The sequence below is a fragment of the Yunchengibacter salinarum genome (assembly GCF_037658235.1).
Taxonomy (GTDB): Bacteria; Pseudomonadota; Alphaproteobacteria; order Sphingomonadales; family Kordiimonadaceae; genus Yunchengibacter; species Yunchengibacter salinarum.
In genome coordinates, this window is sequence record NZ_JBBJLN010000002.1 from 190,567 (window position 1) to 212,319 (window position 21,753).

At 62.6% G+C, this 21,753-nt stretch carries 20 protein-coding genes, 1 tRNA gene and 1 pseudogene; 11 read left to right on the plus strand and 11 right to left on the minus strand.

What is annotated here, in order from left to right; all coding sequences use genetic code 11:
* The first annotated feature begins 283 nt into the window (after positions 1 to 283).
* The 4 genes from WGH93_RS03045 to WGH93_RS03060 all read left to right on the plus strand — a co-directional run bounded on the left by WGH93_RS03045 (position 284) and on the right by WGH93_RS03060 (position 5,843).
* Complete coding sequence (locus tag WGH93_RS03045) at positions 284 to 739, plus strand: GatB/YqeY domain-containing protein (protein WP_374763380.1); 456 nt, start codon at positions 284 to 286, stop codon at positions 737 to 739.
* A 60-nt stretch (positions 740 to 799) separates the two neighbouring features.
* Positions 800 to 2,668 (plus strand): DNA primase, encoded by a 1,869-nt coding sequence (gene dnaG, locus WGH93_RS03050; protein WP_374763381.1) that lies wholly within the window; start codon positions 800 to 802, stop codon positions 2,666 to 2,668.
* A 73-nt stretch (positions 2,669 to 2,741) separates the two neighbouring features.
* Complete coding sequence (rpoD, locus tag WGH93_RS03055) at positions 2,742 to 4,829, plus strand: RNA polymerase sigma factor RpoD (protein ID WP_374763382.1); 2,088 nt, start codon at positions 2,742 to 2,744, stop codon at positions 4,827 to 4,829.
* 57 nt (positions 4,830 to 4,886) lie between these two features.
* Positions 4,887 to 5,843 (plus strand): aspartyl protease family protein, encoded by a 957-nt coding sequence (locus tag WGH93_RS03060; RefSeq protein WP_374763383.1) that lies wholly within the window; start codon positions 4,887 to 4,889, stop codon positions 5,841 to 5,843.
* Positions 5,844 to 5,863: 20 nt separating this feature from the next.
* Here WGH93_RS03060 and WGH93_RS03065 read toward each other — a convergent pair whose 3' ends face one another.
* On the minus strand, positions 5,864 to 6,760 hold the full coding sequence (locus tag WGH93_RS03065) for a hypothetical protein (protein ID WP_374763384.1): 897 nt from the start codon (positions 6,758 to 6,760) through the stop codon (positions 5,864 to 5,866).
* A 171-nt stretch (positions 6,761 to 6,931) separates the two neighbouring features.
* Between WGH93_RS03065 and WGH93_RS03070 the strand changes: the two genes are divergently transcribed.
* Positions 6,932 to 7,861 (plus strand): hypothetical protein, encoded by a 930-nt coding sequence (locus WGH93_RS03070; RefSeq protein ID WP_374763385.1) that lies wholly within the window; start codon positions 6,932 to 6,934, stop codon positions 7,859 to 7,861.
* A 153-nt stretch (positions 7,862 to 8,014) separates the two neighbouring features.
* On the opposite strand, the gene WGH93_RS03075 is transcribed toward WGH93_RS03070, so the two are convergent.
* Complete coding sequence (locus tag WGH93_RS03075; protein ID WP_374763386.1) at positions 8,015 to 8,845, minus strand: flagellin; 831 nt, start codon at positions 8,843 to 8,845, stop codon at positions 8,015 to 8,017.
* Between the two features lie 153 nt (positions 8,846 to 8,998).
* Here WGH93_RS03075 and WGH93_RS03080 point away from each other — a divergent pair.
* The 5 genes from WGH93_RS03080 to WGH93_RS03100 all read left to right on the plus strand — a co-directional run bounded on the left by WGH93_RS03080 (position 8,999) and on the right by WGH93_RS03100 (position 12,435).
* Positions 8,999 to 9,075 (plus strand) — tRNA-Ile (locus tag WGH93_RS03080).
* Between the two features lie 54 nt (positions 9,076 to 9,129).
* Entirely contained in the window at positions 9,130 to 9,621 is a 492-nt protein-coding gene (locus WGH93_RS03085) for a GNAT family N-acetyltransferase (RefSeq protein ID WP_374763387.1), read from the plus strand.
* Positions 9,622 to 9,723: 102 nt separating this feature from the next.
* Positions 9,724 to 10,221, plus strand: a complete 498-nt coding sequence (msrC, locus tag WGH93_RS03090) for a free L-methionine (R)-S-oxide reductase MsrC (RefSeq protein ID WP_374763388.1) — start codon at positions 9,724 to 9,726, stop codon at positions 10,219 to 10,221.
* A gap of 44 nt (positions 10,222 to 10,265) precedes the next feature.
* On the plus strand, positions 10,266 to 10,685 hold the full coding sequence (locus tag WGH93_RS03095; RefSeq protein WP_374763389.1) for a VOC family protein: 420 nt from the start codon (positions 10,266 to 10,268) through the stop codon (positions 10,683 to 10,685).
* A 193-nt stretch (positions 10,686 to 10,878) separates the two neighbouring features.
* Complete coding sequence (locus WGH93_RS03100; protein ID WP_374763390.1) at positions 10,879 to 12,435, plus strand: sensor histidine kinase; 1,557 nt, start codon at positions 10,879 to 10,881, stop codon at positions 12,433 to 12,435.
* A gap of 65 nt (positions 12,436 to 12,500) precedes the next feature.
* Here the strand turns inward: WGH93_RS03100 and WGH93_RS03105 are convergent, their stop codons facing one another.
* Positions 12,501 to 13,292, minus strand: coding sequence for a 3-hydroxybutyrate dehydrogenase (locus WGH93_RS03105; RefSeq protein WP_374763391.1), 792 nt, complete (start codon positions 13,290 to 13,292; stop codon positions 12,501 to 12,503).
* A 215-nt stretch (positions 13,293 to 13,507) separates the two neighbouring features.
* On the opposite strand from WGH93_RS03105, the gene WGH93_RS03110 reads away from it, so the two are divergent.
* The gene (locus tag WGH93_RS03110) at positions 13,508 to 15,328 is read left to right on the plus strand and encodes a polyhydroxyalkanoate depolymerase (protein WP_374763392.1); all 1,821 of its coding nucleotides are present in this window, start codon (positions 13,508 to 13,510) and stop codon (positions 15,326 to 15,328) included.
* 85 nt (positions 15,329 to 15,413) lie between these two features.
* On the opposite strand, the gene WGH93_RS03115 is transcribed toward WGH93_RS03110, so the two are convergent.
* The 8 genes and pseudogenes from WGH93_RS03115 to cysQ form a co-directional block, all read right to left on the minus strand.
* Positions 15,414 to 15,674, minus strand: coding sequence for a hypothetical protein (locus WGH93_RS03115; RefSeq protein WP_374763393.1), 261 nt, complete (start codon positions 15,672 to 15,674; stop codon positions 15,414 to 15,416).
* Entirely contained in the window at positions 15,661 to 15,810 is a 150-nt protein-coding gene (locus tag WGH93_RS03120; protein ID WP_374763394.1) for a hypothetical protein, read from the minus strand. Before WGH93_RS03120 ends, WGH93_RS03115 begins: the two co-directional genes overlap by 14 nt.
* Complete coding sequence (locus tag WGH93_RS03125; RefSeq protein WP_374763395.1) at positions 15,803 to 16,126, minus strand: hypothetical protein; 324 nt, start codon at positions 16,124 to 16,126, stop codon at positions 15,803 to 15,805. The genes WGH93_RS03120 and WGH93_RS03125 overlap by 8 nt, the downstream gene beginning before the upstream one ends.
* Before the next feature lie 200 nt (positions 16,127 to 16,326).
* Positions 16,327 to 17,064 (minus strand): hypothetical protein, encoded by a 738-nt coding sequence (locus tag WGH93_RS03130; RefSeq protein ID WP_374763396.1) that lies wholly within the window; start codon positions 17,062 to 17,064, stop codon positions 16,327 to 16,329.
* A gap of 23 nt (positions 17,065 to 17,087) precedes the next feature.
* Positions 17,088 to 18,025: pseudogene (locus WGH93_RS03135) on the minus strand (IS1595 family transposase).
* 11 nt (positions 18,026 to 18,036) lie between these two features.
* Positions 18,037 to 19,872 carry an ATP-binding cassette domain-containing protein gene (locus WGH93_RS03140; protein WP_374763397.1) on the minus strand — a complete coding sequence of 612 codons (1,836 nt, stop codon included), beginning with the start codon at positions 19,870 to 19,872 and terminating at the stop codon, positions 18,037 to 18,039.
* Between the two features lie 197 nt (positions 19,873 to 20,069).
* Positions 20,070 to 20,639, minus strand: a complete 570-nt coding sequence (locus tag WGH93_RS03145; protein WP_374763398.1) for an NnrU family protein — start codon at positions 20,637 to 20,639, stop codon at positions 20,070 to 20,072.
* Between the two features lie 202 nt (positions 20,640 to 20,841).
* Entirely contained in the window at positions 20,842 to 21,723 is an 882-nt protein-coding gene (cysQ, locus tag WGH93_RS03150) for a 3'(2'),5'-bisphosphate nucleotidase CysQ (protein ID WP_374763399.1), read from the minus strand.
* Positions 21,724 to 21,753 lie beyond the last annotated feature (30 nt).

A 21,753-nucleotide genomic window follows, 5' to 3' on the forward strand; every position in this document is an offset into this window, starting at 1 on the left:
GCGGACGGCGGCGTCCACCGAATTCCCTTGCCAAGAAAAGGGGGCTCGGCTAAGACCGCCTGCGCCCCGGATGTGCCGGGCTGCCGACGGCCAAATTGGCCGGAAAGTAATGGGTCAGGGGCAGCCGGTCAAGGGTGCAACAAAAGAAAAACGCCAGATATATCAGTGCCTTGGCTGGTTTCTGATAACCCCTTCCCTGTTTGCTGATCCGGCGTGCATGGGGTAAAGTGGCTGCCGGCCCGATCCGTTCAATCCGTTGCGCGGCCCTTTCAAGAGGCGAGACATGGTACGTAAAGAACTGAGTGACGCCCTGAAAAAGGCGATGAAGGCCCGTGACACGCGGGCCGTGGCCACGATTCGGCTGATCAATGCCGCGATCAAGGAAAAAGACATCGACCGCCGGGGCGAAGACCTGAGCGACGCCGAAGATGACGCCATGATCATCGACATTCTTACCCGCATGGTGAAGCAGCGTCGTGAAAGCATCAAGGCTTATGAGGAGGCGGGGCGCTGTTCCCTGGCCGAGCAGGAGCGGGAGGAGATCGACGTGATCGAAAGCTTCCTGCCCCGCCAGATGGATGACGATGAAATCCGCGCCGCCTGTCAGGCTGTGGTGGACGATCTGGGCGCGGACAGTCTGAAGGATATAGGCCGCTGCATGGCGGAACTGAAAAAGCGCCATGCGGGGGCCATGGCGTTTTCTCGCGCCAGCGCGGTGGTCAAGTCTCTGTTGAGCTGAAGTGCGGCCCCACCGGGGCGGCCTGTTCTGTGGGGGAGTTCTGTCCTGTGGAGGGAAGCAGTGGCGCTGTCCAGCCAGTTTCTGGATGATCTGAAGGGTCGCCTTACCCTGTCTGAAATTATTGGCCGCCGGGTAAGCCTGAAACGCGCGGGCCGGGAATATAGCGGCCTGTGCCCCTTTCACAGCGAAAAATCCCCCAGCTTCACGGTGAACGACCAGAAGGGGTTTTATCACTGTTTCGGCTGCGGCGAGCATGGCAGCGTCATTGATTTCGTCATGAAGACCGACGGCCTGGAATTCCGTGAAGCGGTGGAACAGCTTGCCGGGGAAGCGGGGATGGAAATGCCCCGCAGCGACCCGGAAGCCGCTCGCAAGGCGGAGCGCCGGGCCAGCCTGTGGGATGTGATGGCGGCGGTGGCGCACTGGTATGAAGCGCAGCTTTTCGGTCAGGTGGGGGCCGAGGCCCGGCGCTATCTGACCGGGCGCGGCCTGGGGGAGGATGTGATTCGGCGCTTCCGGCTGGGTTATGCGCCCGCCGACCGGCAGGCCCTGCGCGGGGCCATGCAGGCGCGCGGCTTTACCGACGACCAGTTGGTGGCCACGGGCATGGTGATTCGCCCGGAGAGCGGCGGCGCCCCCTATGATCGCTTCCGGGACCGGGTGATGTTCCCCATTACCGACCGGCGCGGCCATATCATCGCCTTTGGTGGCCGGGCGCTGAGTGCGGATGTCAAGGCCAAATATCTCAATTCGCCGGAGACGGATCTCTTTCACAAGGGGGCCAGCCTTTACAACTGGGCCACCGCGCGGGCTGCGGCCCATGACAGCCAGCAGGTGATCGTGGTGGAAGGCTATATGGACGTGATCGCGCTGGCGGAAGCGGGGATCGATTATGCCGTTGCACCGCTCGGTACCGCATTGACGGAGGATCAGATCGGCCATTTGTGGCGCATGGTGGATGAACCGGTGCTGTCCTTTGACGGCGACCGGGCGGGCACGGGCGCGGCCATGCGGGCGGTGGACAGGGTGTTGCCGCTGCTGGCGCCGGGCAAGTCGCTGCGTTTCGTGTTCATGCCGGAAGGCGACGACCCGGACAGTCTGGTGCGTCGGGAAGGGCGCGGCGCGGTGGATCGGCTGGTGGACAGCGCCCGTCCGCTGGCGGAAATGCTGTGGCGCAAGCTGACGGACGGCGCCGCGCTGGACACGCCGGAGCGGCGCGCCGGGCTGGAAAAGGCGGTCTTTCAGGCGTTGTCCGCCATCAAGGATGACAGCGTGCGCCCCCTGTATCAAAGCGATTTCCGCCGCCGTTTGCGCACGCTGTTCCAGCCGCCCCGCGCCGAGGGGCAGGGCGGATACCGCACCGGCGACCGGTGGCGCCCGCGCAGGGACGGCCAGCGCTGGCAGGGCGCCGCCGGGCCGGGACTGAAGCAGACGGCGCTGGGCCGAGGGCAGGAGGCGGTCACCACCCGGCTGGAACGGCTTATTCTGCTCACGCTGTGCCGCCACCCGGAAATCCTGTTCAGCCATGAGGAGACCGTGGCGGGCCTCGATCTGCATGATGCGGCGCTGGATCGGTTGCGCGCGGCGCTGCTGGCGCTGGTGGCCGGCGGGGAAACTCTTGACCATGAGCGCGTTGTCGCCCACATGACAGAACATGGTCTGGGGTCGGCGCTGGCCGCGCTTCAATCGGACAAGAGCCTGATGGTGGATCGATTTGCGGCGGGCGACGCCCCGTTGTATGAGGCGCTGAACGGATTCGAGCATCTATTGGCCCGGCACCTGCAACTGACGCGGGCGCAGGCGGACCTGAATGCGGCTCAGGCGGATCTGGCGGCGGACATGACGGAAGAAAACTGGGCTCGGTTCCGCGCGGCACAGCAGCTATGCCGCGATCTGGAAGAGCAGGAGGCGGCGCGCGCGGGTCTCTGATCGAATCAGTACGCTATGCGCCCATGGATATGATATAGACTGCGATTCGTGCGCAGACCCGGAGAGAATTTATATGGCGAATACCGCGACTCAGGACGACAAGGCCCCGGCGACGGAAGACAGTGGCCAGAGCCCCATCGTCGATAGTACGGAGGCGGCGGTCAAGAAGATGATCGCCAAGGCCAAGACCCGTGGCTATATCTCTTATGACGAGCTGAACGAAACATTGCCCACGGAAGAAATGTCTTCGGAAAAGATCGAGGACATCATGACCATGCTCAATGATATGGGCATCAATGTCATCGAGGGCGACGAGCCTGACGAATCCGAACCGGAGGAGGCGAGCGCCGAACCGGAAAAGGAAGCCGAAGGCGAGGTTCACAAGCAGCCGGAGAAGAAGGAAAGCAGCGACCGTACCGATGACCCGGTGCGCATGTATCTGCGCGAAATGGGCTCGGTGGAGCTGCTGTCCCGCGAGGGCGAGATCGCCATTGCCAAACGGATCGAGGCTGGCCGCGCCACCATGATCGAGGGGCTGTGCATGTCCCCGCTGACCTTCCGCGCCATCACCGACTGGGCCGAGCGGCTGGAAGACGAGCAGATGTTGCTGCGTGACATCATCGATCTGGAAGCCACGCTGGGCAAGGAGCCGGACAGCCGCGAACTGGAAAAGGAAGAGACCGGCGAAGCGGATGCGGAAGCCGAGGCCGCTCCGGTGGGCGACGCCAAGGCCGCCGAACCGGCCAGCACGCCTGACGAGGAGACGGCCCCCGCCGCAGCCCCCGCCGCTACCGCTGACGGCGAGGCCGTGGCCGAGGACGCGCCGTCCGGCGACGAGGCGGGCAAGACCCGCGAGGCCGAGGCGGACGATGACGAGGACGACGAGGATGGCACGCTTTCCCTGTCGGCCATGGAAGAGAAGCTGAAGCCGGAGACCATAGAGGCGTTCCGCGACATCACCGCCATCTACAAGAAATACGCCAAATTGCAGGATCAGCGCCTGAAAGCGGCCCGCACGGGGGATGCGCTGTCCCCGGCGCAGGAGCGGCGCTTCAAGAAGCTGACCCGTGAACTGATCGAAAAGGTGAGTGCGGTACGCTTCAATAATCTGCGCATCGAGGAACTGGTGGATGAGCTGTACGGCCTGAACAAGCGCCTGATGAGCCTTCAGGGGCGCCTGTTGCGGCTGGCCGAAAGCCACAAGGTCAAGCGCGATCAGTTCCTGGTGGAATATGAAGGCAATGAGCTGGAAGACGGCTGGATGGAGCGGGTGTCCGTTCTCAAGGGGCGCGGTTGGACCCAGTTTGTCGAGCATGAGGGCGACGCGATCCGCAATATCCGGGAGCAGATCGCGGACATCGTGGCCCGCACCGGCCTGCACGTGTCGGAATTCCGGCGTATCGTGCGCACCGTTCAGAAAGGCGAAAAGGAAGCCCGGATCGCCAAGAAGGAAATGGTGGAAGCCAATCTGCGCCTGGTGATCTCCATTGCCAAGAAATACACCAATCGCGGCCTGCAATTCCTTGACCTGATTCAGGAAGGCAATATCGGCCTGATGAAGGCGGTGGACAAATTCGAATATCGCCGCGGCTACAAGTTCTCCACCTATGCCACATGGTGGATCAGGCAGGCCATAACCCGGTCCATTGCGGATCAGGCGCGCACCATCCGTATTCCGGTCCACATGATAGAGACCATCAACAAGCTGGTGCGCACCGGGCGCCAGATGCTGCACGAGATTGGCCGGGAGGCGACGCCGGAAGAACTGGCGGAGCGGCTGTCCATGCCGCTGGAAAAGGTTCGCAAGGTGATGAAGATCGCCAAGGAACCGATCTCGCTGGAAACCCCGATCGGCGACGAGGAAGACAGCCATCTGGGCGACTTCATCGAGGACAAGAACGCCATCCTGCCGGTGGATTCGGCCATTCAGTCCAATCTGCGGGAAACCACCACGCGGGTGCTGGCATCCCTGACACCGCGGGAAGAGCGGGTCTTGCGGATGCGGTTCGGCATCGGCATGAACACCGATCACACGCTGGAAGAAGTGGGGCAGCAATTCTCTGTCACGCGGGAGCGGATTCGCCAGATCGAGGCCAAGGCCCTGCGCAAGCTGAAGCACCCCAGCCGGTCCCGCCAGCTCAGAAGCTTTCTGGACACCTGACCGGTGGCGGCCTTGTTCGGCACGGCATTCAGGGGCGCCCGGCATTGGGCGCCCCTTTTGTCTGGTCTGATGCTGGCGGCCTTTGGTCTGGCCGGTTCCGCGTTCGCCGACTCCGTCTGGTCCCCGGCGCCGCCGCCACAGGCCGCGGCGCTGGAAGACGGGCGACCGCTCGTGCCGGTGCGGGTGGGAAAGGGATCGGGGAATGGATCGGAGAACGGAAGGCCTGATGCCGATTCCCCCTTCGCCTTCATCGTGGACAGCGCGGCCAGCCATTCGGTGATTTACGACACGCTGGTCAGCCGCCTTGGTCTGGAAAGCGTGCCCGGTGCGTCCATACCGGTGACGACGGCGGCGGGGCGGCGGCTCAGGCCGGTCTATGACGTGGGCAGCCTGTCCGCTTTCGGCGTGACGCTGCCCATCGGGCGCACCGTGGCGCTGAGCGATCGCACCCGCGGCGCCGCTCACGGTCTGATCGGGGTGGACTTGTTGCGCGGACGGATGCTGGTGCTGGCCGGTGGAGCGCCGCGGCTCATAATGGGGGGTGAAGCGCCTGCAAGCGACGGCGAGGCGGGGCCGTGGCAAGCCGTTCAGGGGCGGCCCGTGGGGCGCGGCTCCATCGCCGTGGACATGCGGATCGACCTGCCGGACGGGGGCCGGCGCACCGTGCCCGCCATTCTGGATACGGGGGCCAGCCACACCATCCTCACGCCCGCCGCGGCCAGGGGGCTGGCGCGGCACCAAGGGCGCGACGTGCGCGTGGAATCCGATGGCCTGCCCGTGCCGGGCCGCCCGGTTCAGGTGCCGGGCCTTGCCCTTGGCGGCCTGCATGTGGCCGGTGTGCCCGCCATTGCCGCCGATCTGCCGGTGTTCAGGCGCTTCGGGGTGGGGGCCGATACCAGCGCGGCCCTGATCGGCATGGATTTGCTGAGTCGGGTGGATGTGGCGCTGGATTTCCGCCAGTGGCGGTTATGGTGGCGCCCGCCCAAGGAAAGCGCCGACCCCGGCGGATCGTGAAGGCGCCTGCCTGCAAATCTTCAGAAAACCGAGAACAATGAGAATACGGACAGCGGGCTGGCATTGGTGATGCTTGATCCGCTGCGTCCCAGCCCTTCCCGCACCTCGGCGGCCTGTCGGTTGCCGTCTTCCTCCGCCCCGAAAAGGCTGGCGATGGAGTCGGAGCCGGCGGCGGCCTGCCGCGTCAGTTCCGCCTGAAGGGCATTGCCCTGGGATTGCAGGTCCGCGATCACGGCGGCCACATTGGCGATGCTGTCCTCAATGGCGGCCAGGCTGTCCGCCGTGGCGCCGGGGGATGACAGGGTGTTGTCCGGGCCAAGGGGAATGGTATCGCCGCCCGGGCTCAGGTCTCGTCCGCTGAACACGGTTTCCCGGTTGCCGCCGGGGCGCTGTATGGTGATGTTCCCCTCGCCGGTCAGCGGGTTCACATTGTTGAAGCCGGCCTGTTGCAGGGTTTCGCTGATCTGGTTGCGCAGGGCGATGAAAGCGGTGTTGATCGCGCTGCGCTGGGCGGCGGGCAGGTCGGCCCTGTTGGCATCCAGTGCATTATTGCGCAAATCGCCGAGCAGCCCGGCCACCTGACCCGCCGTGGCGACGGACAGATCCACAGCGGTAAGCGCCGAGGCCGTCGTGTCCTGAACCTGATTGCGGGCGGTCAGGCTGTCGCCCACCGCATCGTTGAAAGCGCGCAGCACATCCGCCGTGTCGTCCTGCGGCGCGCTGCGGCCCGCCCGCTCGGCGTTGTTGAATGTGGAAACGGCAAGCCCATCCGGTTCAGGGCGAGCACCTTGCCCGGCCTGTTGCGCCGAGGTGGCGCCGAAACTCGCACTGGTTTGCGTGCGAAGCGTCCTGCTGGTGTCCCGTAATAGTTGAACAGCGGCAAACGCACCCGCACCGGACGTGGTTTGCTCAATCATCTCCATCACTCAGCCCGGCGTGGTCCGAAAGGAATGATTCCCTTGGGGCCAGCGCCGGGGCACCCGTTTTCACCCACATTCAATATGCCATAAAAATGGCTTGACAACAAGCGCGCCCCGCTTCTGCCTTAAGGGGTCGATCCGGTTCAGTGTGGTTAAGAGAGGTATGGCATGATCTGGTTTATGCGCGCCAAGGCCCGAATGGCATGTGGTCTGATGTTGGCTGCGGGGCTTTTGGCGACGGGCTTTCCCGCGGCCCTGATGTCGTCGGGGGCGCAGGCTTATGACTATCGCATGGCGGTACGAAGCATCAATGCCCAGTGGCAGACCAGTTGGGAGTTCCGCGCGCTCAGGCTGGCGGTGCAGCACGCGCCGGGCCAGCACACCGTGAACCTGGTGGAAATCGACATGCCGCAGGACCAGTTGCTGGACCGACTGGAAAACCTGCCCGCCAGCGAGCGGGATTTCAATGTGTTCATGTCCGTGTTTTCCCAGGCCCGGCAGGATCGCTTCGCTCAGGTGGATTTCCCCGTGGCGCGCGGCCTGCTCGGCTATCGCCTGCTGGTGATTCGGGAAGGGGAACAGAGCCGGTTTGACGGCATCACCGATCTGGACTCGTACCGATCCGCCGTGACCACGCTGTCCGGCACGGGCTGGCCGGATACGGACATCCTGAAAGCCAATGACGTGCCCGTGGAAACCGGCGTTTACAAGCAACTATGGAAAAAGCTGCGCGCGGGGCAGGGGGACGGCTTTTCCCGCTCCCCCATGGAAATCGAAAGCGAACTGGCCGAAGGGCTGGGCGCGGGGGGCAGCCCGACTCTGACCATAGAACGGGGGCTGGTGCTGCGTTACCTCAACCCGCTGTTCGTCTATATGCGCAAGGAGGACAGCGAGGCGGCGGAAGACCTGCTGATCGGCTTTTACAATGCTTTCGAATCCGGGCGTTATGAGCGTATGTTCCGGGGCCATCCCCGCACCGGTGGCGGCATGAAGCTGCTGGAAGGCAGCGGACGCACGGTGATCCGGCTGAAAAACCCCATGATCAATGAACGCATCCGCAACATCCCCGACTTTTACTGGGTGGACCCGGATTTTTAAGGGGCCCTGTTTCTTGGCGTCCACCGTTTTTCAGCGTCGCCATCCCTGGGGCGATCACGCAAAAAGCCCGGCCTGCTGGCCGGGCTTTTCATTCTTCTGATACCGTGAAAGGTATGAGCGCCCCTGTAAACGCCCCTGTGGGCGCCGCGCGCCCTAGCCGTTGAACAGTTGCAGCAGGGTGGCGGGCTGGCGATTGGCGATGTTCTGCGCCTGAATGCCCAGTTCTTCCCGCACCTGATTGGCCGCAAGATTGGCCGCGTCCTCCGCCAGATTGCTGTCCACCAGATTGCCCACGCCCACTTCGGTGGTGTCGGATCGCAAGGTGTTGAAGGTGCGGCTCTGTTCCAGCCGATTGGCGCCGGCACCCAATTCCGCGCTGACCGTGTTCAGATTCTCGATGCCGGTATCCAGCGCGCCCACGGCGGCCTGGGCATCGGCGGCGGTGGCAATGCTGCTGTCCTGCGCCAGCGGGATGTTACCACCGCCCAGGCTCAGATCCTGTTCCGGGATGGTAAGCTGGTTTTCGCCATTGGCATCGGTGATGGCCGCGATATCCCCACCGCCGGAGACCAGCGGATTGGTGCCGTTGAAACCGGCATTTTCCAGCGTGGTGCCTATCTGATCCCGCAACTGGGTGAATTCGCGGTTCAGGGCTTCCCGGCTGGTCTGGTCCAGGCCCGGATCGGCGGCGGCCACGGCCCGTTCCCGAAGCTGGCCCAGCAAGTCCCCCACCTGGCTACTGGCGGCCAGCGCCACATCGCTGGTGGATAGCGCCCGGTCCAGCGATTGCTGGGAGGCATTGAGCCCCGAAATTTCCGCCCGCTCGCGCTGGGCGATGGAAAAGATCGCGGCGTTGTCCTCCGCGCTGTTCACGTCCCGGCCACTGCTGATCTGGCTGCGCGTGGTCGCGCCGCTTTCGCGCGTGGCCTGCAACTGCCGGAGCCCGTTGAGCGCGCCCGCATTCGTGTTGATGCTGTCTACCATGATTGATCACCCATTTGTTCAAACACCCGACATTCATTATGTCACAATCCCGATTGAGCTGCCAAATTTCCTGTTGAATTGTCCGCATCTTGTGATCCCGGCGTGAAAAGGATTGCTCACGGGGACAGCTTTTTGCTAGCAAGCATTCGGGTTGGGCCCGTAGCTCAGTTGGTTAGAGCGGACCGCTCATAACGGTTTGGTCGGGGGTTCGAGTCCCTCCGGGCCCACCATATGGTTTGATCCTGCGAAAGCCGCCGCGTTCCTTCCTTGCCGGAGATGTGTTCGTGCCAGCCACCATCCTTCTGGAGCCGGTTCAGGCCGCTGATCTGCCGCAGGTGCGGGCCTTGCTGGCCCGGCTGGCTTTGGACGAAGGCAGGCCGGACGTGATGACGGCGGACGAGCGCGCGCTCGCCCGGCTTTTTCTGGATGGGGCGAGCCCGGCGGAAGCCTTCATGGTGCGCCGCCAGGGGCGCGATGTGGGGCTTGTGGTGACCATGCCCGCCATTTCCACTTTTCGCGGCATGGTGGGCCTGCATCTGGAGGATGTGGTGCTGGCACCCGAAGCCCGTGGCATGGGCCTTGGCCGGGCGGTCATGGCGGCGGTGGCGCGGCTGGCACAGGCGCGCGGCGCCGCCTTTCTGGACTGGTCGGCGGTGGCGGCCAATACGGGGGCACAGGCTTTTTATCGCGCGCTGGGCTGCCGGGCGGACGGCGACACCCTGCTGTATCGGCTGGACCGGGCCGGGCTTGACGCATTGGCGGAAGACGCCATATGAGCGGCCTTGAAGGCTGACTGGCCGGGGCTTCAGCGCCGCGTGCGGATTTCAGGGTGTCATGAATCGGAATGCCATGAATCAGAGTTTCAGGGATCAGATCACATGAATGAACAGAATGCCGCCACTGTCGGGGAGAGCGAGCGTGACCGGTTGTACCGTCAGGCGGAAGAGCAGATCATGGCCGTGCTGGACGGGGAGGGCGACCGGATCGCCCGCATGGCCACCATCACCTGCCTTTTGCGGGACACCTTCCCGGAGCGCTATTTCTGGACCGGCTTTTACCTTGTGGCGGGTGACAACCCCGACGAACTGGTGGTGGGTCCCTATCAGGGCACCATGGGCTGCCTGCGTATCCCCTTTGGTCGGGGCGTGTGCGGCATGGCAGCGGAAAGCCGCGCCACGCAGGTGGTGGATGATGTGCTGGCGCTGGACAATCATATCGCCTGTGACAGCCGGTCCCGCTCCGAGATCGTGGTGCCGGTGATGGACGAAACGGGCACGCTGATCGCCGTGCTGGATGTGGACTCCACCGACACCGGCGCCTTTGACGACCGGGACCGGGTGGCGCTGGAGCGCCTGATGCGGCGCGTATTCGCCTGAGGTCATGACGGCGGACAGCGGTACAACCCAAGGGAGAGGTTTTGATGAAATATCTGCACACCATGGTGCGCATCAGCGACATTGACGAGTCCCTTAAATTTTATTGCGACGGCCTGGGGATGAAGGAAATCTCCCGCCGCGATGTGGAAAAGGGTCGCTTCACGCTGATCTTTCTCGCCGCGCCGGGGGATGAGGATGCCCAGATCGAACTGACCTATAACTGGGACCCGGAGACCTATGACGAGGGTCGCAATTTCGGCCATATCGCCTATCGGGTGGACGACATTTACGCGCTCTGTCAGCACCTTATGGACCGCGGCGTGACCATCAACCGTCCGCCGCGGGATGGCCATATGGCTTTTGTGCGCAGCCCTGACAATATTTCCGTCGAGCTGTTGCAAAAAGGTGACCCGCTGCCCGCGCGGGAGCCGTGGGCCTCGATGGAGAACACCGGCCACTGGTAGGCTGGTCCGCACCCATGGGGCGCGAATTGCCGGGTGTCGGCTTGGCTAAAAGGCGGTTAACACTCGCCAAACCCTGAGCAAGGCGCTAAACTCATTGTCCGGTCGGTAGTTGAATGGGGCTATTGACGTTTTGGGTGTTGATCGGGGGATCGCCAGAGTGCGGCTGCATTGGTCCAACAGAATAGCCTTTCGGATGGCGCTCGCCGCCGTGGTGGTTGCTTTCCTGCTGGGCTTCGGGATGTCGCTTGGGCAGGCCTATCTGGACTACAAGGAGGAAGTGGGGCTTCTGGAGCAGAAGATCACCAAAAGCCTCCAGGTGGCGGAAAAGGCCGCCTCTCGCGCGGTGCTGATTCTGGATAGCGACCTGGCGCAGGAAGTGGTCTCCGGGCTTCTGGAATATGACTATGTGGTGGCCGCGCGAATCCTGGACGATCAGGGCGCCGTGCTGGCCGAGGCGGAGCAGGAATCCCGGCGCGCCGGGGGGTCCATGCCGCTGCTGCATTCCTTTTTCGAGGAAACCGACCTTTACAATTTCCCGCTGCAACTGCCGGAAATGATGGCCGACCAGCCCGGTATGCTGAATGTGACAGTGGATCGGGCGCGCGGGCTTGAGCCCTTTTTCTCCCGCGCCGTGACCAATCTGGTCTCCGGCTTTGCCCGCAACCTGATTCTGGCGCTGCTGCTTTACATGGTCTTTTATCGCGGCGTGACGCGCTCCCTCACCTCGGTGGTGGACAACATCTCCCGCATCAATCCCGAACAGCCGGGCGAGCAGCGGATCGATGTGCCCGCCCGCCATGAAAAGGACGAACTGGGCCTGTTGGCGCGGCAGATCAACGGGGCTTTTGACGCGGTGCAGGAACTGCTGGACAATCTGCGCGCCACCAATCAGGCGCTCAGCACCAGCGAAGAAGCGTTGCGCCGTCGCTCCGACGAACTGGAGCGGGAGGTTGAGCGCACCAAGCAGACCTCCGAGGAGTTGATGCGCACCAAGGAGGAGGCGGAGGCCGCCAACCGCGCCAAATCGGTTTTCCTAGCCAATGTGAGCCACGAACTGCGGACGCCGCTCAATGCCATTATCGGCTTTTCCTCCATCATGGATGACGCCATGTTCGGGCCGCTGGGCAATGAGAAGTACCAGCATTACGCCAATGATATCCGGTCTTCCAGCCAGCATCTGTCGGAGATTCTGGGCGAAGTGCTCGATCTGGCCAAGATCGAGGCCGGACAGGTGGAGATCGAGGACGAGGACGTGGACGTGGTCCGCCTGATACGGGAGGCGGTGGCCCTTGTGGATGCCCAGGCCACAAAGAAGAATCTGCGCATCCGGCAACATATCGACACGGATTTGCCGCATCTGCGCTGTGATCGTTTGCGGGTGAAGCAAAGCCTGCTCAATCTGGTGTCCAACGCGGTGAAATTCACCCCGGACGGCAAGGGCGATATCGAGATTGCCGCCTATGTGGACGAGGGCGGCGGCATGGCCATCAGTGTGACCGACAGTGGCATCGGCATCCCGGAAGAAGAGCAGGAACTCATCTTTTCCCCCTTCATGCGCTCCGCGTCCGCCCACAGCCGCAGCCATGAGGGCACCGGGCTCGGCCTGTCGCTGGTCAAGGCCTTTACGGTCAAGCATGACGGCGATGTGACGCTGAAAAGCAAGCCGGGTCGCGGTTCCTGCTTTACTATGCACTTCCCGGCGGATCGTGTGCTGAACGGGGCGTCAGACGGCGGTGAAAAACACGCCTGATCGTGCCCGGCCCGGCACCCTTCCGGCGCGCTGCTTTCCCGGTCGGTGGTTTTTCGGGGGCGGCGTCAGCGCGCCGTCCAGCCGCCTTCCATGGGCAGGGCGGCCCCGTTGAAGGAACGCCCCTCCTCGCTGCACAGAAGCCGGGTGAAGGCGGCCAGTTCCAAAACCGTAACGAAGCGCTTGTTGGGCTGGGCGGCCAGGATCACATCCCGGATCACCTGATCCTCGCTCATATTGTGGGCGCGGGCCTGATCGCGGATCTGGCCGTCCACCAAAGGGGTCCGCACATAGCCGGGGCAGATGGCGTTGATGGTCAGATTGTCCTCTTCCGCCACTTCCAGGCCCACCGTCTTGGTCAGCCCCACCACGCCGTGTTTTGCGGCCACATAGGCGCCCTTGAAGGGGGATGCCACCAGCCCGTGGGCGCTGGCGATATTGACGATGCGCCCGAAGCCGCGCTGCTTCATGCCGGGCAGGGCCGCCTTGATGGTGTAAAAGCTGCTGGACAGGTTGAGCGCGATAATGGCTTCCCATTTGTCGTCGGGGAAGCTTTCCACCGGGCTCACATGCTGGATGCCCGCATTGTTCACCAGAATGTCCACGCGCCCCAGCCGCGCCTCCGCCTGGCGAATCAGGTCGGCGGCGGCCGCGCCCTTCATCAGGTCGGCTTCGATATAGAGCGCCCGCACGCCGTGGGTCTGCTCTATCCGCTGTTGCAAGGCGCGAATTTCGTCCGCATCGCCGAAGCCATTGAGCACCACATCAACGCCGGCGGCGGCCAGACCCTCGGCCAGGCCAAGGCCGATGCCGCTGGTGGAGCCGGTAATGACGGCGGTTTTCCCCTTCAGGTCCTGCATGACGATAGATCCTTTCCACACTGATCCGCCGCTTTGCCGCAAAGGCGTGCCGTGGCGGTGATCGACGGCACCGAAACTCAGCTATGGCCTTTTTTGCTGCGGTGCACTATAAGTTTGTCAGATGTTTCCGATGAAGGAAACTGAACCACGATTCAATATGGCGCAAGGGCCATTCGCCCCATGGCGATCCCCGGCGCAGTGAAAGGCCGAGTTCCATGCTCTATACATTATACGAGCTTCAGCATACCGCTTTTGCCCCGATCCGCTTCATGGCCGATCAGGGGCAACAGTTCTTTCGCCATCCGATGAATCCCATGCGCGGCACGCCCGTGGGCAAGACCATGGCGGCAAGCTGCGATATGGTGGAACAGCTTACCCGGCGCTATGGCAAGCCCAAATTCGGCCTTGAAGAAACCGTGATCGACGGCAAGACCGTGGCGGTGGAGGAAGATATCCTGTGCCGCAAGCCGTTCGGGCAGCTCAAGCATTTCAAGCGCCGCGCCCATCGGCAGGACCCGCGCGTTCTGGTGGTGGCCCCCATGTCCGGCCACTTTTCCACCCTGCTGCGCGGCACGGTGGAAGCCCTGTTGCCGGACCATGAAGTGTTCATCACCGACTGGCGGGATGCCCGTGACGTGCCGGTGTCGGAAGGCAGCTTCGATCTGGACGACTATGTGGATTATATCATGGACTGGCTGGCGGACCTGGGGCCCAATACCCATGTTCTGGCGGTTTGCCAGCCCGCCGTGCCGGTATATGCCGCCGTCAGCCTGCTGGAGGCCGAGAATCACCCCTGCGCGCCCCCCACGCTGACCATGATGGGTGGCCCGATTGACACGCGCAAGGCGCCGACGGAAGTGAACAAGGTGGCCACCACCCGCCCGCTGAGCTGGTTCGAGGAACATGTGATCACCGTGGTGCCGCTGCCCAATGCGGGCTTCATGCGCCGGGTGTATCCGGGCTTCCTGCAACTGGCCGGTTTCATGACCATGAATCTCGGCGACCATGTGATGAAGCATAACGAGCTGTTCGAGCATCTGATTGTCGGGGACGATGACAGCGCCGACAAGACCAAGAAGTTCTACGAGGAATACCGCTCGGTCATGGACATCACCGCCGAGTTCTATCTGCAAACCATCGAAACCGTGTTCCAGAAGCACGCCCTGCCCAGGGGGGAGTGGGTGTCCCGTGGTCGGCGGATCGATCCCGCCGCCATCAAGCGCACCGCCCTGCTCGCCATTGAAGGGGAACTGGATGACATTTCCGGCGTGGGGCAGACCCGCGCGGCGCTGGACATTTCCACCGGCCTTGATGACGAGCGGAAAGAATATTTCCTGGTACCCAAAGTGGGCCATTACGGCATCTTCAACGGCAGCCGCTGGCGGGATACCATCGCGCCGCGGGTCAAGGCTTTCATCCGTGAGTTCGATCATGCCCTGGGCGCCAAGCCGGTAACGGCGAAGAAGGCGTCCAGCACAGCCGAGGCGCCCGAAGCCCCTGCGCCTGCCAGCAAAAAGGCAGCCGCCACGCCCAAGGCGGCCCCCGCCAAAAAGGCCGCGCCGCAGAAGGGCGGCCCCAAAAAGGCGGCTTCCAAACCGGCGGCCCCTAAAGCGGCAACTGGCAAGGCGACGACTGGTAAGGCGACGACTGGTAAGGCGGCATCCAGGGCGGACGCTGCGCCGCCCCAGCCCGCAAAGGACACGCCCGCAAAGGGTGACGCGCCCAAGGGTGAAGCCGCCCCTGCTTCGGCGCCCATGTCAGGGGCCAAGGCACCTCAGGCCGGTGCGACTCAGGTGAAAGAGCCGCAGGCCGCAACGCCTTCGGCCACAGCGGCGGGCACGCCGGGCAGCGCAGGCCCGACCCCGGTTGGCGCCAAAGGCCCGGCTGAAACCGCCGCCGCGCCGAAAAATGCCCCGGTATCCAAGGCCCCGGTATCCAAGGCCCCGGTATCCAAGGCTCAGGCATCCAGTGATCAGGGCGCGGCCAAGCCCCTGACCACTGGCAAAGATCAGAAAAACAGCAATAGCGGGAGCTGATCGCGGCGCTGGGGTTCAAAGCCACATCATGGAGGTCGGGCACCGTGCCCGGCCATTTTTTGGCGATGATATATCTGACACTCCATTACCCGGACTTTTCGAAGTTTCCGATGTTGGCGAACAGATAACCAATAAAAGCCCCTATCAATGCCGCGCTTGTTTCACCACCGATAAAACCACCCGTAGCAAGGATCACCACACCGGGTATTACCATTGCCGCAGCGGTAAATTGCACAACCCGGACGCCAATACCCTTTCCGGATGAAAGCCGGTTGATGATGACCGCCACAACGACAAGCGGAAAAACTGTGGCTGATGCCAATTGAACGCAATCAATCGTTGTCACGGTCGGCCCCCTTCTCGGTCGGATTCGACTTCACCAGCTTCTTAAGCTTCGCGTCAAACGCGGCCTCGTCGTCATCAGCCTCTAGCAGGCGCGCCATCTCTTTGAACTTGTCGGATTGGGATTTTTTGTCATTCATTGGGGAGCAAATTATGTTGTGCGTGTTTGGGTGGCAAATCCAAATCCCATGTGTGCTTAACCGACATGCCAAGCTTCGCAGCAAACACTGCTTGAGTTCCATCGTCTGTGTAAAAAATATCCGCTCCATTCACTTTTGCAATGACTGCGATTTGACGATCAAACTTAACCTCTTGCCACCCAGCATCGACTCCGCCCTTTTTGTCGCCAGATCGTATCGCGTCTTGCGTTTCCAAGGCCAGTTCAAGTGCGCAACGGGAATCAAACCCGAACGGGTCCATTGATGGTGACCTGTTGATTTCGTCCAATGCTTTCATGACATCCGGGACCGCAGTAAGAAGCTCCGCAAGGCAAGGCGTCGGGATGATCACTGTATCGCCCGCATCTGAGTGCTGATCTATCAACGCCTCTATCCGTTCCCTGCAATGCGAGATTGGGGCGGTTGTTCCCGGAACTGGAGTCGGCTTTGAATCCGGGTTCAAAAACAGGGATAAAAACGTGTTATCGAGAGCAACTATCAATGGACCTGACCACCACCATTCTCTTCGATTTCACGGATCAAACCGATTGGGTCGTCCGGCCAATTAATTTTGATATCTCGTAAGCGGTCGACGCTTTCCCTTAAGCCGCCGGATGCGACAGGGGCAAAATCAGTTATCGTAAAGTCGTCAATATCCCACTTGCCGTCAGAAGACCGGGACCACATGCCGCGCCCGCTGACCTTCACATTTTCGAACAAAAAATCCCTTAAGGCTCTACCTATTTCTTTCGTGGTAGTGCAAAAAACTACCCCGTAAGCGTCCGTGCTGACGCGCGCTTTCACATCGTCCTTATTGCCGGAAATGTGATACAATTCGCCCATGAAAGATGCCGCATCGCGCGTTCGATACAGCACTGCATCATCCGCCCGTTTGCCTGGGAACTGAACAATATTGTGATTTTGTTTGTCGAAAAAAGCACCGCTGGTGCCGTCTTCTTTCAGCATGGAATTGATCGCGGACTGCGCACGTATCGCTGTCTTCGGCGCGGTGCCCTCATTGATGGCGATTAGGCGCTTCACCAACTTACTTTCGTAGTTTCGATCAATGGCAAATGCGCTGCCATGACTGCTCTTAAATACGCCGACGAGATGAAGGTTCTCTGCTACCCCAAGCATTTTCTTTATTTCCGCATAATACTCCACCAGACGTCCGAAAGGCATGCTGTCGGGCGTGAAATCGTCAATCTTGAAAGTGTAGCTTATCGCGTCAGTCATTTTCTGTGCCTCTTGCGCAGATTCTACGCGCCCAACGAGTCCCGGTAAAGAACTCTCTTGCCCACGATACCAATTAGGGTGTTAACCGTCTGTTGTCGATCATCCACACCATTGGCTATCCGATTGTTGTAACGGAAATCGAACTCAGCCGCATCGCGGTGCAGGTGTTTCTTGGCGCAATGCTGATACACCCCCTTCCTGCCCCGCTTGAACACGCTGTAGAGGCCTTCGACTGTGTCGGTATGGACCTCGCCGCGAACATATCCACCTTGGCTGTGATGGGTGAAATCATGGTCAACGAACCCCTTCTTGAGGTTGCGATACTGATCTGCCTCGCCGGTGTAGACCACGGCTTCCTGTGCAATTTCCTCGCGCAGGATCGGGACAAGCGTAGAGGCTTTCAGATCATTCACAATGATGCTTTTGGCGCGGCCCGTGCTGCGATCAACAAGAGTCAGCATCTTGTGCTTGTGCGTGTAACCACGACCTTTCTTATCGCCATGCGGCTTCTTGGTGCGGTCACGCCAATAAAAGTTTTGTCGGCCTCAACCGTATCGCCATTGCCGCCCATCGGCTCGAACTTGCCGGAGCGCATGGCTTCGCGGATGCGATGGCCCAGGAACCACGCGGTTTTCTGCGTCACTTCAAGTGTGCGTGCAAGCTGGTGGCTGCTGATATCCTTCTTGCTGGATATCATCAGGTGAATGGCTTGAAGCCACAGGTGAAGGTCAATGTGGCTTTCTTCAAAGATGGTGCCTTTGCGCACAGTGAATTGCTTGCCGCAGTCTTTGCACTTTTTGAGGCCGTGGCGCTCTTTGCCTTCCGGGTTTTTGCGGCTCGGCTTGCTGCGAACGCCATTCAGGACGTATGCGTTATCCACCATGCCGCAGTGCGGGCAAGCCGGACCATCCGGCCACAACAGCCTTTCCACATGCTCAAAGGCTGCGGCTTCGTCATGCATGTAATTGGCGTTCACTCTTCCAGCGCCTCGCGTTTTTCTTCCAGCTCCAGCCAGCGCATTTCCATGTCTTCCAGCGCGGTCTTTTTCCGTTCGATCTCGTCGCTGAGCCGATGAAAGCGATCCGGGTCGTTCCGGTAGAGCGCGGGGTCGCCCAGGTCCGCTTCCATGCGCTGTATTTCGCCGTTCAGGCTCTCGACCTCGGCGGGCAGGGTGTCCAGCGCAAGCTGATCCTTATAGCTCAGCTTGCGGCTTTTGTTGGCGCGCTTGCCGGGCTCTTTCGCCTTGCGGGGCTTGATCGGGGTAATGGTGGCGCTGTCTTGTGAGTGTTCCGCCACTATGGCATCGGCGCCCGCTTTCTGGCGGCGACAATCGCTGTAGCCCCCGGCATATTCGGTGGCCGTGCCATCGCCTTCCAGCACGATGGTGCTGGTGACCACCCGGTCGAGAAAATCCCGGTCGTGGCTGATCAGCAGCACGGTGCCCGGATAGTCCGCCAGCGTTTCCTGCAACAGGTCCAGCGTGTCCATGTCCAGATCGTTGGTGGGTTCGTCCAGCACCAGCAGGTTGGAAGGGCGGGCGAAACCGGCGGCCAGCAGCAGCCGCCCCCGCTCTCCGCCCGACAGGCTTTCCACCGGGGTATCCGCCTGCGAGGGATCGAACAGATAATCCTTCATGTATGAGCGCACATGGCGGCTTTCCCCACCCACGCTGACCATGTCGCCCCGTCCGCCGGTCAGCACGCCGCGAATGGTGTCATCGGGCTTCAGTTCGGCGCGCTTCTGGTCCAGCCGCACAATATCCAGATTGGTGCCGATGATCACCTCGCCCGCGTCCGGTTGTATCGTGCCGGTCAGGCAGCCCAGAAGCGTGGATTTCCCGGCCCCGTTGGGGCCGATCATGCCAACCCGGTCACCGCGCAGGATGCGGGTCGAAAAATCGGAAAACAGGGTGCGCCCGTCATAGGATTTGGCAATGTTCCGGGCTTCGATCACCCGCTTGCCGGAGGTGCCGGCGCTGGCCGCCGCGAAGGTGACGGAGCCTGTGCTGGCGCGCTGCTCGGCGCGCTCATGGCGCATGGCCTGAAGGTTGCGCAGGCGGCCCTGATTGCGCTTGCGGCGGGCCGTGATGCCTTCCACCGCCCAGCGTGCTTCCTCGCTGATCTTCTTGTCCAGCTTGGCCTGATCGACCCTTTCCTGCTCCAGCACCGTTTCCTGCCATGATTCGAACTGGTCGAAGCCCGCTTCCAGGCGCCGGATGCGGCCCCGGTCCAGCCACAGGCAGGCGCTGGACAGGGCGCCGAGAAAGGCGCGGTCGTGGCTGATCAGCACCAGCGCGCCGCGCCATGCCTTCAGCCAGTCTTCCAGCCAGGTGATGGTGGCGATATCCAGATGGTTCGTGGGCTCGTCCAGCAGCAGCAGGTCCGGCGCGCTCACCAGCGTGCGGGCCAGCGCCGCCCGGCGCACCTCGCCGCCCGATGCGGTCGCCGGGTTCATGTCCGCCTTCACCTGAAGCGCATCCATCAGGGCATCGGCGCGGTAGGTCTCGAAGCGTTCATCTTCCGGCAGGCCGTCAATCACATAGTCGGCCAGCCGGTCATAGCCGCGTGTGTCCGGCTCCTGCGGCAGGGTGGCGAGCCGGGTGCCGGGCTGCACCCATCGGCTGCCACTGTCCGCCTCCACTTCCCCCGCGATCACCCTGAGCAGGGTGGACTTGCCTTCGCCATTGCGGCCGATCAGGCACAGCCGATCCTGAGGGGCGATATGCAGTTCCAGCCCGTCCAGCACGGGCGCACCGCCCCAGCCCAGACTGATATCGGTCAGCGATAGAAGCGGTGGCGTGGTCTGCATGGGGGGCTGTGTCCTTGGGGTGGGGGCCAGGCGCGGGCATGAACTCAATCCGGTGCCGTCGGCCCCAAATCGGGGCCGCAGCATCCATACCGGGGGTGATAAAGCCCGCAGCGGCCCGGCGCAAGAGGGCGTACCCACGCGCCCGGCTCGATCCGGGGATGGGCCGGATATCGCTGACCGGTGGGCCGATGGGTGCTTTATGCGGGGAAGGGCGTGACGCCGAACAACCACAGATGCGCCTGGGCAAACACCGCAAAGACGGTCAGGCCCACCACCACCAGCACGCCGTCGCGGAAGTGGGGCACCGGTTCCGGTGCCGGGCGCGCACCGTCGCGGCGGTTCAGGCCGAACATGGTGACCACGGCCCAGACCCCCAGCACGCCGAACAGAATCACGGAGCGGCTGTCCCCATTGGCCAGCAGGTGCCCTACGCCCCAAAGCACCACGGCGGTAAGCTGTGGATGCCGGATCAGGCGGCGCAGATTGGTGGGCAGGCGGCTGGCGAAAAACAGGATGAACGCCACCACCATGAACAGCGGCGTGACATGGATGCCCCATGCGGGCGGCATATAGACCTGGGTGGGTGCCTGTTTCCCCCAGCCGAAAATGATCGCCAGCAATGCGCCGAGAACCAGCAGGGCGAACAGGCCCTTATAGGGCATTTCCCCGATTGCCCCGGCCATGCGCTGCCGCAATTGCGGCAGAAAGACCGGTATCAGATGCAGCCCCGCGAACAGGATGACACCCATCAAGCCAAGTGCGGACATGGAACCCCTCCCCTTTGAATCGGATACTTACAACCAGACGGTTACAATCAGATCCTGTGGCATATCCTAGACCCGATTGAAGCGCGCAGACAAGCCGCGCCTTGCGCCGTCATGATGCGGGCAGGGGATCGTTCGCCGACGGGGCTGGCCCGCCGGGCGTGATCATTCCCCGTTAATGGGGGTCATTCCGCGCCATTCTGCGTCATTCCGCGGCATTCAGGGGCGGCACGTTCTGGTCCGGGTCGCCAACGGCCAGGAACCAGGGGTTGAGGAAACGCTCCAGGTCCTTGCCATAGGTGAGCGGCTGCCCGTCGCCCGTTTCCACCCGGCCACCGGCGGCCAGCAGAACCGCGTGGGCGGCTGCCGTGTCCCACTCGCAGGTGGGGCCGAGGCGGGGATACAGGTCCGCCTCACCGGTGGCCAGCAGGCAGAATTTCAGCGATGAACCGATGGACACATTGTCGGCCCCGTCGAAATGACCGAGCCAGGCTTCCAACTCCGGCGAGCGGTGGGATTTGCTGGCCACGATGGTCGGGGCGCCCTTGTCCGCCGCGCGCACGCCGATGGCCTGCTTTTCGCCCGGTTCGGTGCCATTTACCGGCGCGGACCAGGCCCCGGCGCCCACCCGGCCCCAGTAAAGCCGGTTGCGGGCGGGGGCCAGTACCAGCCCCATGATCGGACGCCCGCCATGGACGAGCCCGATATTCACCGTGAAATCCGTGCCGCGCTTGATGAATTCCTTGGTGCCGTCCAGCGGGTCCACCAGCCAGAACAGCCCTTCGGCCATGGCCGGGGTCAGGGTGGGCCCGGTCTTGTCGGATACGGCTTCCTCCCCGATCATGGGGATATCGGGGGCGATGGCGGTCAGGTGTTCGCGGATCACGGCCTCGCCCCGGCGGTCGGCCTCCGTGACCGGGGACTTGTCGTCCTTGTCGCTGACCGCGAAGCCGCTGTTGAACACCTCCATCACCACGCGGCCCGCATCGAGCATGGTCTGGATCAATCGCGGCTCCATGTCCGCCATGCGGGCGGCGAGGTCTGTGGGAACCGGGGCAGAGGGGCGGGGCGGAACATGGGACGGCATGAGGGCGGGTCCTTTGCTTGCGGAATTGAG

What these genes read in the sequence shown, in the direction of transcription:
- WGH93_RS03045 (WP_374763380.1), top strand. Translation starts at nt 284, where the DNA reads ATGGTACGTAAAGAACTGAGTGACGCCCTGAAAAAGGCGATGAAGGCC.
- rpoD (WP_374763382.1), top strand. Translation starts at nt 2,742, where the DNA reads ATGGCGAATACCGCGACTCAGGACGACAAGGCCCCGGCGACGGAAGAC.
- WGH93_RS03065 (WP_374763384.1), bottom strand. Translation starts at nt 6,760, where the DNA reads ATGATTGAGCAAACCACGTCCGGTGCGGGTGCGTTTGCCGCTGTTCAA.
- WGH93_RS03070 (WP_374763385.1), top strand. Translation starts at nt 6,932, where the DNA reads ATGATCTGGTTTATGCGCGCCAAGGCCCGAATGGCATGTGGTCTGATG.
- WGH93_RS03075 (WP_374763386.1), bottom strand. Translation starts at nt 8,845, where the DNA reads ATGGTAGACAGCATCAACACGAATGCGGGCGCGCTCAACGGGCTCCGG.
- msrC (WP_374763388.1), top strand. Translation starts at nt 9,724, where the DNA reads ATGAATGAACAGAATGCCGCCACTGTCGGGGAGAGCGAGCGTGACCGG.
- WGH93_RS03095 (WP_374763389.1), top strand. Translation starts at nt 10,266, where the DNA reads ATGAAATATCTGCACACCATGGTGCGCATCAGCGACATTGACGAGTCC.
- WGH93_RS03100 (WP_374763390.1), top strand. Translation starts at nt 10,879, where the DNA reads ATGGCGCTCGCCGCCGTGGTGGTTGCTTTCCTGCTGGGCTTCGGGATG.
- WGH93_RS03105 (WP_374763391.1), bottom strand. Translation starts at nt 13,292, where the DNA reads ATGCAGGACCTGAAGGGGAAAACCGCCGTCATTACCGGCTCCACCAGC.
- WGH93_RS03110 (WP_374763392.1), top strand. Translation starts at nt 13,508, where the DNA reads ATGCTCTATACATTATACGAGCTTCAGCATACCGCTTTTGCCCCGATC.
- WGH93_RS03120 (WP_374763394.1), bottom strand. Translation starts at nt 15,810, where the DNA reads ATGAATGACAAAAAATCCCAATCCGACAAGTTCAAAGAGATGGCGCGC.
- WGH93_RS03125 (WP_374763395.1), bottom strand. Translation starts at nt 16,126, where the DNA reads ATGAAAGCATTGGACGAAATCAACAGGTCACCATCAATGGACCCGTTC.
- WGH93_RS03130 (WP_374763396.1), bottom strand. Translation starts at nt 17,064, where the DNA reads ATGACTGACGCGATAAGCTACACTTTCAAGATTGACGATTTCACGCCC.
- WGH93_RS03140 (WP_374763397.1), bottom strand. Translation starts at nt 19,872, where the DNA reads ATGCAGACCACGCCACCGCTTCTATCGCTGACCGATATCAGTCTGGGC.
- WGH93_RS03145 (WP_374763398.1), bottom strand. Translation starts at nt 20,639, where the DNA reads ATGTCCGCACTTGGCTTGATGGGTGTCATCCTGTTCGCGGGGCTGCAT.
- cysQ (WP_374763399.1), bottom strand. Translation starts at nt 21,723, where the DNA reads ATGCCGTCCCATGTTCCGCCCCGCCCCTCTGCCCCGGTTCCCACAGAC.